Below are 13,853 nucleotides of genomic sequence, written 5' to 3'. Positions count from 1 at the left end.
TCGCCCTGCCGGCGGGCGGATCCCGGCCGCCGAGCGGTCGCCCATCCTGCGAGAGAAGCGATGATCCAGGCCACCGGACTGACGAGTAACGCACGCAAGGGGAGCCCGCCCGCGGTCGACGACGTGTCCTTCGACGCGCGCGCCGGCCGTGTCACCGCCCTGCTCGGCGCACGGCGGTCGGGCAAGACGACAGCTGTACGCCTGATGCTCGAACTCCAACAAGGCCGTGGCGTCACGTACTTCAGAGGCCGCCCGCTGCACCGCATCGCTCATCCCGCGCGGGAAGTCGGCGTACTGCTCGGTGATGTGCCCGGCCATCCGGCCCGAACCGTCCGTGGACACCTGCGCATGCTCTGCTCCGCGGCCGGAGTACCCGTGCGACGCGCTGACGACGTGCTCGAGGTGGTGGGCCTCGTGAGCCTGCGGGAGGAGCGCCTGGGCACCCTGTCGCGCGGCATGGACCGGCGGCTCGGCCTGGCCTGCGCGCTGCTCGCCGACCCGCACACGCTGGTGCTCGACGAGCCCGCGGCCGGCCTCTCAGCCCGGGAGGGCAGGTGGCTGCACGGCGTCCTGAGGGAGTACGCCGCGCTCGGCGGCACGGTCCTCTTCACCACCGACGACGCCAAGGAGGCGGCCCGGGTCGCCGACCGCGTCGTCACGCTCGACGCGGGCAAGGTGGTGGCGGACCAGGATGTCGCCGACTTCGCCCGGACCCGGCTGCGGCCCCGGGTCGTGGTCCGCAGCCCGCACGCCGCGAGGTTCGGCGTTCTCCTGGCGAAGGAGGCGCGCACGGCCAAGCGCTCGGTCGAAGTGGTCACGGAGGACGGCAGCCGGCTGTCGGTGTACGGCAGCACCTGCGCGGACGTGGGGGACATTGCGTTCCGGCACGGCATCCTCGTACACCAACTCGCCGACGAGATCGGGGACGCGGGTCCTTCGGTGGCGGCGTCTGTCGTCACCGAAGACCGGTCGGACAGCGGCGGTGACGGTGCCGACGCGGGCGCCGACGCTCAAACCGGCACCGGGGGCGCTGCCCAGAACGGCACAGGCACCGACGCCCAAACCGGCACAGGCGCCGCCGCCCAATCCGACGCCGGGGTCGCAGGCAGGACGCACCCCCTCACGGCGACCACGCCCCTCAACGCCCTCACCCCCACCAGCACGTTCGTGCCACTCGCCGACGAGGCGTCGCCCCCGGCGGCGCAGCGCCGAACCGCCTCGAACGACCGTGCGCCTGAGGCCGAATCCGCACGCGAGACGTCCGGCGCCCTGCCTACGCTGCCGCCACCGATCACCGTGCGCACCGCCCGAGGACCGCTGCGCCCGGTGCGCTACGAACTGCGGCGCGCGACCGGCATCGCCACCGGTCATGTCACCGTCGCACTCGTTCTCGCCGTCTCCGCGCTCCTCTCCGTGCTGCTCGCACGAGCCGGACACACCCCGCAGCCACGCCTGATCGCCGCCTGGCCGCAGGTGCTTCCCCTGCCGCCGGCCGCCCTGGGCGCCGGGCTGCTCGGCGCCTTCGCCTTCGGTGAGGAATTCCGCCACCCCGTACTCGCCGCCGACCGCGGAACTGTCCCCCGCCGCCTGGGACTTCTCGCCGCGAAGCTGCTCGTCGGCGCGGTGGCGGCCCTCCTCCTGGGCGCTCTCACCGTCGTCGGCGATGCCGCGCTGCTCTACCTCGTATACGGATCGGAGCTCACGCAGGTTCCCGCCGAGTGGCTTTCCCTGAGCGCGAGTTGGCTCGCTCTGGTCGTCGGATGCGCCTGGGCGGGTGTGCTCGCGTCCGGTCTGTTCCGGTCGACGGCTGCCGGGTTGGCCGCTGTGGTGGCTGTGCCGATCGTCATCGTGCCGCTCGTACAGAAGGCCTTGGAGGGACCATCTGTGCGAACGGCGGCGGGACTTCCGGAACGCCTGCGTGATCTTGCTCTGATGGACTGGCCGTTCGGGATCGAGCGGTTCGCCGCCGCCGGAATGCGGATGATCACTCAACCTGTGGGCGGCGCGCTGATGTTGTCGCTGAGTGCTCTGCTCTGCGCATATCTGTTCACAGCGCTGCGTACTCGGGTGCGATGACGACCGGCCGACACCTTCCGGTACCTCGCTGAGCGCAACTCCCCGTAGAACGCCCGCTTCTTTCCGATAAGGCGTCAAGTGCAGCGAGGAGGGAGATCACCCTTTCGTGTGCTTTTCACCAAAGACCTCAAGGGAGTTGGGGACGGCGCCGACAACAGATTCCGTGAGTACCCTTGCGCACACCATGATGACCGCCGCCCGCTCCGCCGACTCCGGCCTCGCAGGACCGGGCGAACTCGACCGCTACCCCTACATGGAGTCGACCGCCGAGCGCGTCGGCGGCCCCGCGTGGGAGAGCCCGGACCCGGATCTCGGCCGGGTGGGCCGACGCGCCGGTGGCAGCCGGGGGCGCGGTCTGCACGGCCAACTCGTCCAGCAGCTCGGGCAGATGATCGTCTCCGGCGACCTCGGCGCCGACCGCCCGCTGGTTCCGGAGGAGATCGGCCAGCGATTCGAGGTCTCCCGCACCGTCGTCCGCGAGTCCCTGCGCGTACTGGAGGCCAAGGGCCTGGTCAGTGCCCGGCCGAACGTCGGCACGCGCGTGCGGCCGGTCAGCGACTGGAACCTGCTGGACCCGGACATCATCGAATGGCGCGCCTTCGGGCCGCAGCGCGACGATCAGCGGCGCGAGCTCAGTGAGCTGCGGTGGACGATCGAGCCGCTCGCCGCGCGGCTCGCCGCGGGCCACGGCAGGGAAGACGTGCAGCAGCGCCTGGCCGACATGGTGGAGATCATGCGGCACGCGCTGGGTCAGGGAGACTCGATCACGTTCTCGCGCGCCGACGCGGAGTTCCACTCGCTGCTCATCCAGCTCGCGGGCAACAGGATGCTCGAGCACCTCTCCGGGATCGTATCCGCCGCCCTGCACGTCTCCGGCGGCCCGATCATCGGCTGCGACCGCCCGAACGAGACGGTCGTCGCGCACCACGGCCGCATCGTCGACGCGCTCGCCGCGGGTGACGGCGCGGGCGCCGAGGCGGCCGTGCGGCAGCTGCTCACCGTCCACCCCGAGGTGGAGCGCGTGGTCCCGGCTCCCCGCGAGCACTGACCGCGCCGGAGGCGCGGCGGGGCGAGGGAGGGCGAACCATGTGTCGCCGGACGGTGCCGCATGTGCGACGTGGAGGACGTGGTCGACGTCGACACGGAGCATGTGCAGGAGGGCGCCATCCGGCGACTCGAGGCGTAGACGGAAGGTCCGTCCTTCTCTAGGGGATCCGTCCCTCGAGGCCGTTGGACGCCCGGACGAGTTCAGCCGCATGACCCTTTCTGTCCGTATCGGTCAGTCTTTGACCGATAACGCGGTGTGACTCGGACCACGCAGATTGGGCGTAACGCTCCTCGGGGTAGCGCGATGACCTAAGAGGTGACAGCCGAGGAGGGAATACAGCAGCCGCTTGTGGCGCTGTCCATCTCCCAGGCTCCTGCCCGCGCCGTCGACCCATCCCCAAGTCGGCGGTCGTCGGCTCCGGTCCACACAGGACGGGGCCGGAAGCCGTTTTCCAACGTTCCGAGAGGTTGTTCGTGTCGGCCAGCACATCCCGTACGCTCCCGCCGGAGATCGCCGAATCCGTCTCTGTCATGGCGCTCATTGAGCGGGGAAAGGCTGATGGCCAGATCGCCGGCGACGACGTGCGCCGTGCGTTCGAAGCCGACCAGATTCCGGCCACTCAGTGGAAGAACGTTCTGCGCAGCCTCAACCAGATCCTCGAGGAAGAGGGTGTGACGCTGATGGTCAGTGCCGCTGAGCCCAAGCGTCCCCGAAAGAGCAGCGTCGCAGCCAAGAGTCCGGTCAAGCGCACCGCGACCAAGACCGTCGCGGCCAAGACGGTTACCGCCAAGAAGGTCGCCGCCACCACCACTCCCGAGCCGCCGGCCGTCGAGGCCGTCGACGAGGAGGCCGAGCCGGCCAAGAAGGCCGTGGCGAAGAAGGCGCCGGCCAAGAAGGCCGCCGCCAAGAAGACGGTCGCCAAGAAGACCGCCGCGAAGAAGACCGCCGCCAAGAAGGACGACGACCTTCTTGAGGACGAGGCGACCGAGGAGACCCCCGCCACCGGCAAGGCCGGCGAGGGTGAGCCCACCGAGGAGAAGGAGGGCCAGGGCTTCGTCCTGTCCGACGACGACGAGGACGACGCGCCGGCCCAGCAGGTCGCCGCCGCCGGCGCCACCGCCGACCCGGTCAAGGACTACCTCAAGCAGATCGGTAAGGTCCCGCTGCTCAACGCCGAGCAGGAGGTCGAGCTCGCCAAGCGCATCGAGGCCGGTCTGTTCGCCGAGGACAAGCTGGCCAACGCCGACAAGCTCGCCCCCAAGCTCAAGCGCGAGCTGGAGATCATCGCCGAGGACGGCCGCCGCGCCAAGAACCACCTCCTGGAGGCCAACCTCCGCCTGGTGGTCTCCCTGGCCAAGCGCTACACCGGCCGCGGCATGCTCTTCCTGGACCTCATCCAGGAGGGCAACCTCGGTCTGATCCGCGCGGTCGAGAAGTTCGACTACACCAAGGGCTACAAGTTCTCGACGTATGCCACGTGGTGGATCCGTCAGGCGATCACCCGCGCGATGGCCGACCAGGCCCGCACCATCCGTATCCCGGTGCACATGGTCGAGGTCATCAACAAGCTCGCGCGCGTGCAGCGCCAGATGCTCCAGGACCTGGGCCGCGAGCCCACTCCGGAGGAGCTGGCCAAGGAACTCGACATGACCCCCGAGAAGGTCATCGAGGTCCAGAAGTACGGCCGTGAGCCCATCTCCCTGCACACCCCGCTGGGCGAGGACGGCGACAGCGAGTTCGGTGACCTCATCGAGGACTCCGAGGCCGTCGTCCCGGCCGACGCCGTCAGCTTCACGCTCCTCCAGGAGCAGCTGCACTCCGTGCTCGACACCCTGTCCGAGCGCGAGGCGGGCGTCGTCTCCATGCGCTTCGGTCTCACCGACGGTCAGCCGAAGACCCTCGACGAGATCGGCAAGGTCTACGGCGTGACGCGTGAGCGCATCCGTCAGATCGAGTCCAAGACGATGTCGAAGCTGCGTCACCCGTCGCGCTCCCAGGTGCTGCGCGACTACCTCGACTAGTCACCGGCGCTGTACGGCCCTCAGGAGGCCCGGCACTGTCCCGTTCACGGGCACGGTGCCGGGCCTTCGTCGTGGGCGCTCGTGGACGGATTCTCGCGGTGCGAGGCGTGTCGCCCTGAATGACTCTGGGTGGGCCGTTGCAACCCTGAGTGAGGAGACCGTATGCGTCGCTCTTTCGCGAGAGTGCTGACCGCTCCACTGGCCGTGCTGGCCGCGGCGGCGGTGCTGCCGTTGGCTTCCCCCCAGTCCGCGGCCGCCGACGAGGGAATCGTCGGGGGCCATAAGGTCGATGCCGCCAACAGCCCCTGGGTGGTGGCGCTCGCGAGCCGTGACCGGTTCGGCGGAGCCCGCGCGGGTCAGTTCTGCGGGGGAGTGGTCGTCGGGCGGTCGACGGTGCTCACGGCGGCGCACTGCCTGGGCGAGGACGTGCTCGGAGTGCCGCGCAATCAGGTGCGGGACCTCAAGGCGATCGTCGGCCGCGGCGATCTCGAGTCGTCCGGCGGTACCGAGGCGTCCGTGCGCAGTGAGTGGATCAACCCGGCGTACGACGGACGGACGAACGCCGGTGATGTGGCGGTCCTCACACTCGACACACGGCTACCCGAGCGAGATGTGCTCCCGATCGCGAACGAGGGGGACCCGGCGTATCGGGCCGGCACCGGTGCGTCCGTCTACGGGTGGGGTGACACGACGGGAGCGGGCGACTACGCGCGTACGTTGCACGCCGCGCGGGTGCGGGTGCTCGCCGACTCCGCGTGCAAGCAGGCGTATCCGCCGGGCGGCAACGACGGGACGTACAAGCCCTCGTCGATGCTCTGCGCGGGCGAGTCCGCCGGTGGCAAGGACGCCTGCCAGGGGGACAGCGGCGGTCCGCTGGTCGCCGGCGGCAAGCTGATCGGTCTCGTGTCGTGGGGGAGCGGCTGTGGGCGCGCCGGTAGCCCCGGCGTCTACACGCGCGCCTCGGAGGCGCTGCGGGTCCTGCGGGACCACGCCTGAGGCGTCCTGCGGATACGAGGACGGGCGGCTGCTCCTGGGGTCAGGGGCAGCCGCCCGATCACCGGCCTGATGCCGGAGCTGGCTCGTCGTATGTTCGAGGCGTCAGCGTTCCTCGGTCTCGGCGCTTGCCGGATCGGCGGTCAGCCGCTCCGTCTCGTCCTGTATCTCAGCGGCGATCTTCTTGAGTTCCGGCTCGAACTTGCGACCGTGGTGGGCGCAGAAGAGCAGTTCACCACCGCTGATCAGAACGACGCGCAGATATGCCTGGGCGCCGCAACGGTCACAGCGGTCAGCGGCCGTCAGGGGGGTCGCGGGGGTCAGAACAGTAGTCACGTCGCCTCTTCTCTAGCTCGACGAGCTGTCGTACCAGGGTCAACATCCAACCAGGCCGAAAACGTTCCCGCTCGCGGCTTTTCCTCGAAAAATTTCTCCGAGGCCGGCTGTCTGTCGCCGGGTGGCGGCGAATGTGCCGTATTGCGTCTCTAACGTCTTACGGGTTCGCGCGTTCTGTCAGGTCGGTCCTCCCCCGGCTGGTTGCCGGTTTGTTCATGAGGACGTGCCCGGAGCCTAAATGGTTCATGCCTGGAAGGGAACGTGATGTGGGCGTCACTCCATCGAGGGATCGAACATGCATGCGATCCTGGACTAGTCTGGGCTGAGGTGAGGGTGGCGTGACAAAGGCTCTACCAGGCCTCGGTACCCTCTGAACGGCGACCGACGCCGGCCCTTCATTCGTGAGGGCCCCATCTGAAATTCAGCGAGGAGCGAACCGCGTGACCGCCGATACGTCCGTGCCGTCCACAGCGCTGCTGACCGGAGCAGACCGGGACGGTTCCAACTACACCGCGCGGCACCTGCTCGTCCTTGAGGGGCTCGAAGCCGTACGCAAGCGTCCGGGCATGTACATCGGCTCGACCGACAGCCGCGGCCTGATGCACTGCCTCTGGGAGATCATCGACAACTCCGTCGACGAGGCCCTCGGTGGCTACTGCGACCGCATCGAGGTGATCCTGCACGACGACGCCTCCGTAGAGGTCCGGGACAACGGCCGCGGCATCCCCGTGGACGTGGAGCCCAAGACCGGCCTCTCCGGGGTCGAGGTCGTCATGACCAAGCTCCACGCGGGCGGCAAGTTCGGAGGCGGCGCGTACGCGGCCTCCGGCGGTCTGCACGGCGTGGGCGCCTCCGTGGTGAACGCGCTGTCGGCACGTCTCGATGTCGAGGTGGACCTGGGCGGGCACACGCACGCCATCAGCTTCCGGCGTGGCGTCCCCGGCGCCTTCGCCAAGCCCGGACCCGATGCGGCGTTCGACCCCTCGGCGCGACTGAGCAAGGTCAAGAAGGTCCCGAAGGCGCGACGGGGTACCCGCGTGCGCTACTGGGCGGACCGCCAGATCTTCCTGAAGGACGCCAAGCTCTCCCTGAACGACCTGCACCAGCGCGCGCGGCAGACCGCGTTCCTGGTGCCGGGCCTGACCATCGTCGTCCGCGACGAGTTCGGCCTCGGCGAGGGCGGCAGCAAGGGCGAGGAATCCTTCCGCTTCGACGGTGGCATCAGCGAGTTCTGCGAGTACCTGGCGCAGGACAAGCCGGTCTGCGACGTCCTCCGCTTCACCGGGCAGGGCACCTTCAAGGAGACCGTCCCCGTGCTCGACGAGCACGGCCAGATGACGCCGACCGAGGTCCAGCGCGAGCTCGGTGTCGACATCGCGCTGCGCTGGGGCACCGGGTACGACACGAGCATCAAGTCGTTCGTGAACATCATCGCCACGCCCAAGGGCGGTACTCATGTGGCGGGCTTCGAGCGCTCGCTCACAAAGACGATGAACGAGGTTCTGCGCGCCCAGAAGGTGCTGCGCGTGGCCGAGGACGACGTCGTCAAGGACGACGCACTGGAGGGCCTCACGGCCGTCGTCACGGTGCGTCTGGCGGAGCCGCAGTTCGAGGGCCAGACCAAGGAGGTCCTCGGTACCTCGGCGGCCAACAGGATCGTCGCGAACGTCGTGGCCAAGGAGCTCAAGGCGTTCCTGTCGTCCACCAAGCGCGACGCCAAGGCGCAGGCCCGCGCCGTCATGGAGAAGGCCGTCGCCGCGGCCCGCACCCGCATCGCCGCGCGTCAGCACAAGGACGCGCAGCGTCGTAAGACGGCCCTGGAGTCCTCGTCGCTCCCCGCCAAGCTCGCGGACTGCCGCAGTGACGACGTGGAGCGCAGCGAGCTGTTCATCGTCGAGGGCGACTCCGCGCTCGGCACCGCCAAGCTCGCCCGGAACTCCGAGTTCCAGGCCCTGCTGCCGATCCGCGGCAAGATCCTCAACGTTCAGAAGTCGTCCGTGACGGACATGCTGAAGAACGTGGAGTGCGGCGCCATCATCCAGGTCATAGGAGCTGGGTCCGGCCGGACCTTCGACATCGACGCGGCGCGCTACGGCAAGATCATCCTGCTCGTCGACGCCGACGTCGACGGCGCGCACATCCGTACGCTGCTGCTGACGCTGTTCCAGCGCTATATGCGCCCGATGATCGAGGCCGGCCGTGTCTTCGCCGCCGTGCCGCCCCTGCACCGCATCGAGCTGGTCCAGCCGAAGAAGGGCCAGGACAAGTACATCTACACGTACTCGGACCGGGAGCTGCGCGAGACGCTGCTCGAGCTCCAGCGCAAGGGTGTGCGGTACAAGGACTCGATCCAGCGGTACAAGGGTCTCGGCGAGATGGACGCCGACCAGCTCGCGGAGACCACGATGGACCCGCGCCACCGCACGCTGCGCCGGATCAACATCGGCGAGCTGGAGGCGGCGGAGCACGTCTTCGACCTGCTGATGGGCAACGACGTGGCGCCGCGCAAGGAGTTCATCAGCAGCTCCGCTTCGACCCTCGACCGGTCGCGCATCGACATGTAGCGACGAGGGCGGGGAGGCGGCGATCGCTCCTCGCCACGCAGGTCACCTCATGCGGCTCCACCCACGGGTGGAGCCGCATGTTCCACCCGTGATCCACCCCGGCTCCGATCTCCTGACCTGCTGATTTCCGTAGCGTCGAAGGCGTTGAACCACTTCGCTCCCGACCGCTCACGGAGGCAGTCATGTCCGGGCTCCCCACCGTCCTGGTGATCGTCGCCGTTGTCGCACTCGTCCTGGTGCGCCAGTTCAAGACGGAGCGCCTGTCCGGCGACCGGAAGTGGTGGCTCCTGCCCGCGGTCCTCGCGGTCCTCGCCGTGAAGGACGGCGCGGTGACGGATCCCCACCATGTGACGGGCTCGGTTGTACTGCTCGCCGTCGAGGTGCTGGTGAGCGTGGGCATAGGCATCGGGTGGGCGTTCACGACCCGCGTCTGGACGGACGAGCGGGGCGACGTATGGACCAAGGGCACCGTCGCGACGGCCGGGGCCTGGCTCGGGGGTATCGCGGCTCGCGCGTCCGTCGCGGGTGTCGGTCTGGCGCTGGGCATCCACCTCGGCAGCTCCGGCCTGATGCTCGGCTTCGCCGTCTCGCTCCTGGTCCGCTCCGGCCTGCTGATGCTGCGGGCCGACCGGGAGCGCTCGGCGTACGTTGGTCCTGTCGCCCAGCCGGCGTGGGAGGACCGTAGGTGATCCGCGGAAACTGGACGGAATGGCCCTCCCGGGAGGCGCTCTCCCGCGTGGGCGTCACACGCGCCCGGCGGATGCTCGCCCGCACGGTGCGGATGGTCGTGGTCGCGGTCCTGGTGTGGACCGCCGTGACACAGCGCGACATCAGTGACCAGGCGCTGATCCTGACCCCCGTACTGCTGCTCGCCTGCGTGGCGGCGGCCTGGGCGTTCTTCCGCACCACTCTCGACCATCGGCTGTGGCCCTCTCTCGGGCTGCTGGCCTTCTTGGTGGCGGTCGCCGTGCTGGCCCAGTGGGCCGGGTTCGTCGGGCCGGCCATCGTGCTGTGGTGCGGCTGCGCGGTCTCCGCGCTCGAGCGACTGCCGCTGGCCGCCTCGGTGCCCGCCACAGCGGTGGCACTCACCGGGTTCGCGCTGGTCAACGACGATGCCTGGCTGACCACCGCCGTCGTCGCCATCGGCCTCTGCCTCTCCGGGTACGTGCTGCGCCTGGACGCCGAGGCGCGGGGGAGTGCGCAGCGGGCCCTGGCGCAGGAACGCGCCGCGCGAGCCGCCGAGGCCGAGTCGGCGGCGCTCGCCGAGCGGTCGCGGATCGCACGGGAGATCCACGACGTCCTCGCGCACAGCCTCTCCGCCCAGCTCGTGCATCTCGAGGCCGCCCGGCTCCTCATCGAGCGCGGGGCGGACCGGGACCAGATCCTCGAGCGCGTCGTGGCGGCGCGCGGCATGGCCCGGGACGGACTCGACGAGACCCGGCAGGCCCTGTCCGCGCTGCGGGGCGAGATGACACCGTTGGAGGACTTCCTGCGGGAGCTGGTCGACTCCTCGGACGGGGCGACGCTCACGGTGGGCGGCGGGCGCCGGCCCCTGCCGGTCGAGGCGTCCCAGACCGTGCGCAGAGTCGCGCAGGAGGCGCTGACGAACGTACGCAAGCACGCGCCGGGCGCGAAGACGGACATCCGGCTGGAGTACGGGCCGGGCGAAGTGGCCCTGGAGGTACGGGACTCGGGGGCGGCCCGGCCTCACGAGGAGCTCACTGTCAGTGGTGGCGGTTACGGTCTGTTGGGGATGAAGGAGCGCGCCGAGTTGTTGGGCGGCACGCTCGAGGTGGGGCCGTACGAGGAGGGTTTCGTGGTCAAGTTGAAGGTTCCCGTATGAGCGGGACCGAGGCGGGGGCGCGCGCGGGGAGGCCACCGGCCCGCGTGGTGGTGGTCGATGACCAGACGGTGGTGCGCGAAGGCATCGTGATGCTGCTCGGACTGCTGCCCGGGATCGAGGTGGTCGGCTCCGGAGGAGACGGTGAGGAGGCGGTCGCTCTCGTGGCCGAACTGGCCCCGGACGTCGTCCTGATGGACCTTCGCATGCCGCGCTGCGACGGAGCGGAGGCGACCAGACGGATCCGGCAGGAGTATCCGGGCACCCAGGTCGTCATCCTGACCACGTACGCGGACGACGAGTCGCTCTTTCCGGCCCTCAGAGCGGGAGCGCGCGGCTATCTCACGAAGGACGCCGATGCGGACGAGATCGTCCGGGCGGTGGAGGGCGTGCTGTCCGGTGACGCGGGCCTCTCGCCGAAGATCCAGCGGCGGCTCCTGGAGAGACTGTCGCAGCCCGAGGCCACCGTGCCGGACCCGACAGAGCCACCCGACGGCCTCACGACGCGGGAGGCCGAGGTTCTGGTGCTGATCTCTGACGGCCTGACGAACCAGGAGATCGCCCGGGCGCTGCATGTCTCCACGGCGACGGTGAAGACCCATATCAACAACCTGTTCGCGAAGGCCGGGCTCAAGGACCGCGCCCAGGCCGTGCGTTACGCGTATCGGCACGGACTCGCGAAGCCACCGGGGACGTCCATCACCTAATGGGGTGAAGGGTCTGCGGAGAGCGTCCGGGATCTTCCCGGTCTGTCCATCCTTGGTCCGCGGCCGCAGTGGGCCGCGGACAAGGAGAGTTCGGTGGACAAGCACGACGGGCGCGCGACCGCGCGGCCCAGGGCCGTTGCCACGAGGGGCGGCGGCGATCCCTGGTACGACGAGCCGGACTCGGATTGGGGTGAGTGGCGCGGCCCGGGTGTGCAAGCGGCTGCGGTGCCGGCCCCGGCCGTGCCGTCCGAGCGGAGCGCGGCGGGGGTCTACCTGGAGGTGCAGCGCAGCGCGGCGTTCCAGGAAGTGCGCAGGCGCTACCGGCGGTTCGTCGTCCCGGCGGTCGTACTCTTCTTCGCCTGGTACGTCGCGTACGTCGTGACCGCCACGACGGCGCCCGGGCTGATGGCCCAACCGGTCGCGGGCGCCGTGAACGTGGCGATGGTGGCGGGCCTCGGGCAGTTCGCCAGTACGTTCCTGCTGACGTGGCTGTATGTGCGCCATGCGCGACTGCGTCGCGATCGTGCCGCGCTCGAACTGCGGTGGGACACACAGGAGATGACGCGCGGACTCGTCGGACACGCGCGAGTGCACGGTACTGCGCACGTCGAGGGCGGCCAGCGGTGACCGGGGCGCATCAGACCCTCGCCCTGGTCCTGTTCAGTGTGTTCGTGGCGGTCACGCTCGCCATCACGACCTGGGCGAGCCGCAAGCGACACGGTTCGGCGGAGGAGTTCTACGCGGGCGGCCGGCTGTTCTCGCCCATGGAGAACGGATTCGCCATCGCGGGTGACTACATGTCGGCCGCGTCCTTCCTCGGTATCTCCGGACTGATCGCCCTGTTCGGCTACGACGGGCTGCTCTACTCGGTCGGCTTCCTCGTGGCCTGGCTCGTGGTCCTCTTCCTCGTGGCCGAACTGGTGCGCAACTGCGGCCGGTTCACGCTCGCCGACGTCGTCGCGGCCCGGATGCGGGAGCGGCCGGTGCGCATCGCCGCGGGAACTTCCTCGGTGACCGTGTCCGTTCTGTATCTGGTGGCGCAGATGGTGGGCGCGGGAAGCCTGGTCGCGCTGCTGCTGGGGGAGGCGAGCGGCGCCGCGCAGGCCTGGACCGTCATCGGCGTGGGCGCGCTCATGGTCATCTATGTGTCGATGGGAGGGATGCGGGCCACCACGTGGATCCAGATCGTGAAGGCCGTCCTGCTCATGGGCGGGGCGATCGCCCTGACGGTGCTCGTCCTGGCGCGCTTCCACGGTGACTTCGACCAGCTGCTGCGCACCGCCGCCGCACGCAGCGGGCACGGCTCGGACTTCCTCGTGCCCGGTCTGAAGTACGGAGGAAGCTGGACCGCGCGCTTCGACTTCATCAGCCTGGGCCTCGCGCTCGTGCTCGGCACGGCGGGCCTTCCGCACATCCTGTCGCGCTTCTACACCGTGCCGACCGCGCGGGCCGCGCGCCGCTCGGTCGTGTGGTCCATCGGGCTCATCGGCAGCTTCTACCTGATGACGATCGTGCTCGGGTTCGGCGCCGCGGCGCTCGTGGGCCCCGATGCCGTACGGGGCTCGAATGCCGCCGGGAACACGGCGGTTCCGCTGCTCGCCCTCGACCTGGGCGGCGGCGAGGACTCCACCGGGGGCACGGTGCTGTTCGCGATCGTCGCCGCGGTCGCCTTCGCCACCATCCTCGCCGTCGTCGCCGGGATCACGCTGGCGTCCTCGGCCTCCGTTGCGCACGACCTGTACGCCTCGCTCCGTAGAGGCGGCCCCGAAGGGAAGCGCGGTGGCAGGCAGTGGAGCGAGGTCGCGGTGGCGCGGGTAGCCGCGGCCGGTGTCGGCGTGCTCGCGATCGGGCTGGGACTGCTGGCGCGGGACCTGAACGTGGCGTTCCTGGTCGGGCTCGCGTTCGCGGTCGCCGCGTCGGCAAATCTGCCCGTGCTGCTCTACTCGCTGTTCTGGCGGGGTTTCACCACGCGGGGCGCCGTGTGGTCGGTGTACGGCGGCCTGGTGCCCGCGCTGGTGCTCGTGGTGCTGTCCCCGGTCGTCTCCGGGAGCCCCACATCGCTGTTCCCCGGAGTGGACTTCCAGTACTTCCCGCTGGAGAACCCCGGACTCGTCTCGATCCCGCTCGGCTTCCTCGCGGGCTGGCTGGGCACCGTGACCTCCCCAGAGGAGCCGGACGAGGCCAAGCACGCGGAGACCGAAGTGCGGGCGCTGACGGGCGCAGGGGCGGTCTGACACGCGTCCTACGGGAGGGGCGGCGCCTCTACGG

Annotated in this window: 11 protein-coding genes; 10 read left to right on the top strand and 1 reads right to left on the bottom strand. The window is 69.9% G+C overall.

Going from position 1 to position 13,853, the window contains the following annotated elements; genetic code table 11:
• Positions 1-60: 60 nt before the first annotated feature.
• The 4 genes from ACOKM3_RS12900 to ACOKM3_RS12885 all read left to right on the top strand — a co-directional run bounded on the left by ACOKM3_RS12900 (position 61) and on the right by ACOKM3_RS12885 (position 6,141).
• On the top strand, positions 61-2,076 hold the full coding sequence (locus ACOKM3_RS12900) for an ABC transporter ATP-binding protein (protein ID WP_426900038.1): 2,016 nt from the start codon (positions 61-63) through the stop codon (positions 2,074-2,076).
• A 163-nt stretch (positions 2,077-2,239) separates the two neighbouring features.
• On the top strand, positions 2,240-3,124 hold the full coding sequence (locus ACOKM3_RS12895) for a FadR/GntR family transcriptional regulator (protein ID WP_426900036.1): 885 nt from the start codon (positions 2,240-2,242) through the stop codon (positions 3,122-3,124).
• Positions 3,125-3,597: 473 nt separating this feature from the next.
• Positions 3,598-5,145 (top strand): RNA polymerase sigma factor, encoded by a 1,548-nt coding sequence (locus ACOKM3_RS12890; protein WP_426900034.1) that lies wholly within the window; start codon positions 3,598-3,600, stop codon positions 5,143-5,145.
• A gap of 162 nt (positions 5,146-5,307) precedes the next feature.
• Complete coding sequence (locus tag ACOKM3_RS12885; RefSeq protein WP_426900032.1) at positions 5,308-6,141, top strand: S1 family peptidase; 834 nt, start codon at positions 5,308-5,310, stop codon at positions 6,139-6,141.
• 102 nt (positions 6,142-6,243) lie between these two features.
• On the opposite strand, the gene ACOKM3_RS12880 is transcribed toward ACOKM3_RS12885, so the two are convergent.
• Entirely contained in the window at positions 6,244-6,474 is a 231-nt protein-coding gene (locus tag ACOKM3_RS12880; protein ID WP_266714963.1) for a DUF7455 domain-containing protein, read from the bottom strand.
• Between the two features lie 440 nt (positions 6,475-6,914).
• Here ACOKM3_RS12880 and ACOKM3_RS12875 point away from each other — a divergent pair, with 440 nt between their 5' ends.
• The 6 genes from ACOKM3_RS12875 to ACOKM3_RS12850 all read left to right on the top strand — a co-directional run bounded on the left by ACOKM3_RS12875 (position 6,915) and on the right by ACOKM3_RS12850 (position 13,819).
• Positions 6,915-9,038, top strand: coding sequence for a DNA gyrase/topoisomerase IV subunit B (locus ACOKM3_RS12875; RefSeq protein ID WP_426900030.1), 2,124 nt, complete (start codon positions 6,915-6,917; stop codon positions 9,036-9,038).
• A gap of 182 nt (positions 9,039-9,220) precedes the next feature.
• Positions 9,221-9,727 carry a DUF1453 domain-containing protein gene (locus ACOKM3_RS12870; RefSeq protein WP_426900028.1) on the top strand — a complete coding sequence of 169 codons (507 nt, stop codon included), beginning with the start codon at positions 9,221-9,223 and terminating at the stop codon, positions 9,725-9,727.
• The gene (locus ACOKM3_RS12865; protein WP_426900026.1) at positions 9,724-10,881 is read left to right on the top strand and encodes a sensor histidine kinase; all 1,158 of its coding nucleotides are present in this window, start codon (positions 9,724-9,726) and stop codon (positions 10,879-10,881) included. The genes ACOKM3_RS12870 and ACOKM3_RS12865 overlap by 4 nt, the downstream gene beginning before the upstream one ends.
• A complete protein-coding gene (locus ACOKM3_RS12860) occupies positions 10,878-11,585 on the top strand; it encodes a response regulator (RefSeq protein WP_426900024.1) in 708 nt (235 codons plus the stop codon). Before ACOKM3_RS12865 ends, ACOKM3_RS12860 begins: the two co-directional genes overlap by 4 nt.
• A gap of 93 nt (positions 11,586-11,678) precedes the next feature.
• A complete protein-coding gene (locus ACOKM3_RS12855; RefSeq protein WP_426900022.1) occupies positions 11,679-12,212 on the top strand; it encodes a DUF485 domain-containing protein in 534 nt (177 codons plus the stop codon).
• Positions 12,209-13,819 carry a solute symporter family protein gene (locus ACOKM3_RS12850; RefSeq protein WP_426900020.1) on the top strand — a complete coding sequence of 537 codons (1,611 nt, stop codon included), beginning with the start codon at positions 12,209-12,211 and terminating at the stop codon, positions 13,817-13,819. Before ACOKM3_RS12855 ends, ACOKM3_RS12850 begins: the two co-directional genes overlap by 4 nt.
• The last annotated feature ends 34 nt before the right edge of the window (positions 13,820-13,853 follow it).

This window comes from Streptomyces nidicola, from assembly GCF_050106155.1.
Lineage (GTDB): Bacteria > Actinomycetota > Actinomycetes > Streptomycetales > Streptomycetaceae > Streptomyces.
This window is presented reverse-complemented; position numbering and strand designations above follow the sequence as displayed.

Excerpts from the sequence above, each read along its gene's own strand:
- ACOKM3_RS12885 (WP_426900032.1), top strand. The coding sequence starts at position 5,308 with ATGCGTCGCTCTTTCGCGAGAGTGCTGACCGCTCCACTGGCCGTGCTG.
- ACOKM3_RS12870 (WP_426900028.1), top strand. The coding sequence starts at position 9,221 with ATGTCCGGGCTCCCCACCGTCCTGGTGATCGTCGCCGTTGTCGCACTC.
- ACOKM3_RS12900 (WP_426900038.1), top strand. The coding sequence starts at position 61 with ATGATCCAGGCCACCGGACTGACGAGTAACGCACGCAAGGGGAGCCCG.
- ACOKM3_RS12860 (WP_426900024.1), top strand. The coding sequence starts at position 10,878 with ATGAGCGGGACCGAGGCGGGGGCGCGCGCGGGGAGGCCACCGGCCCGC.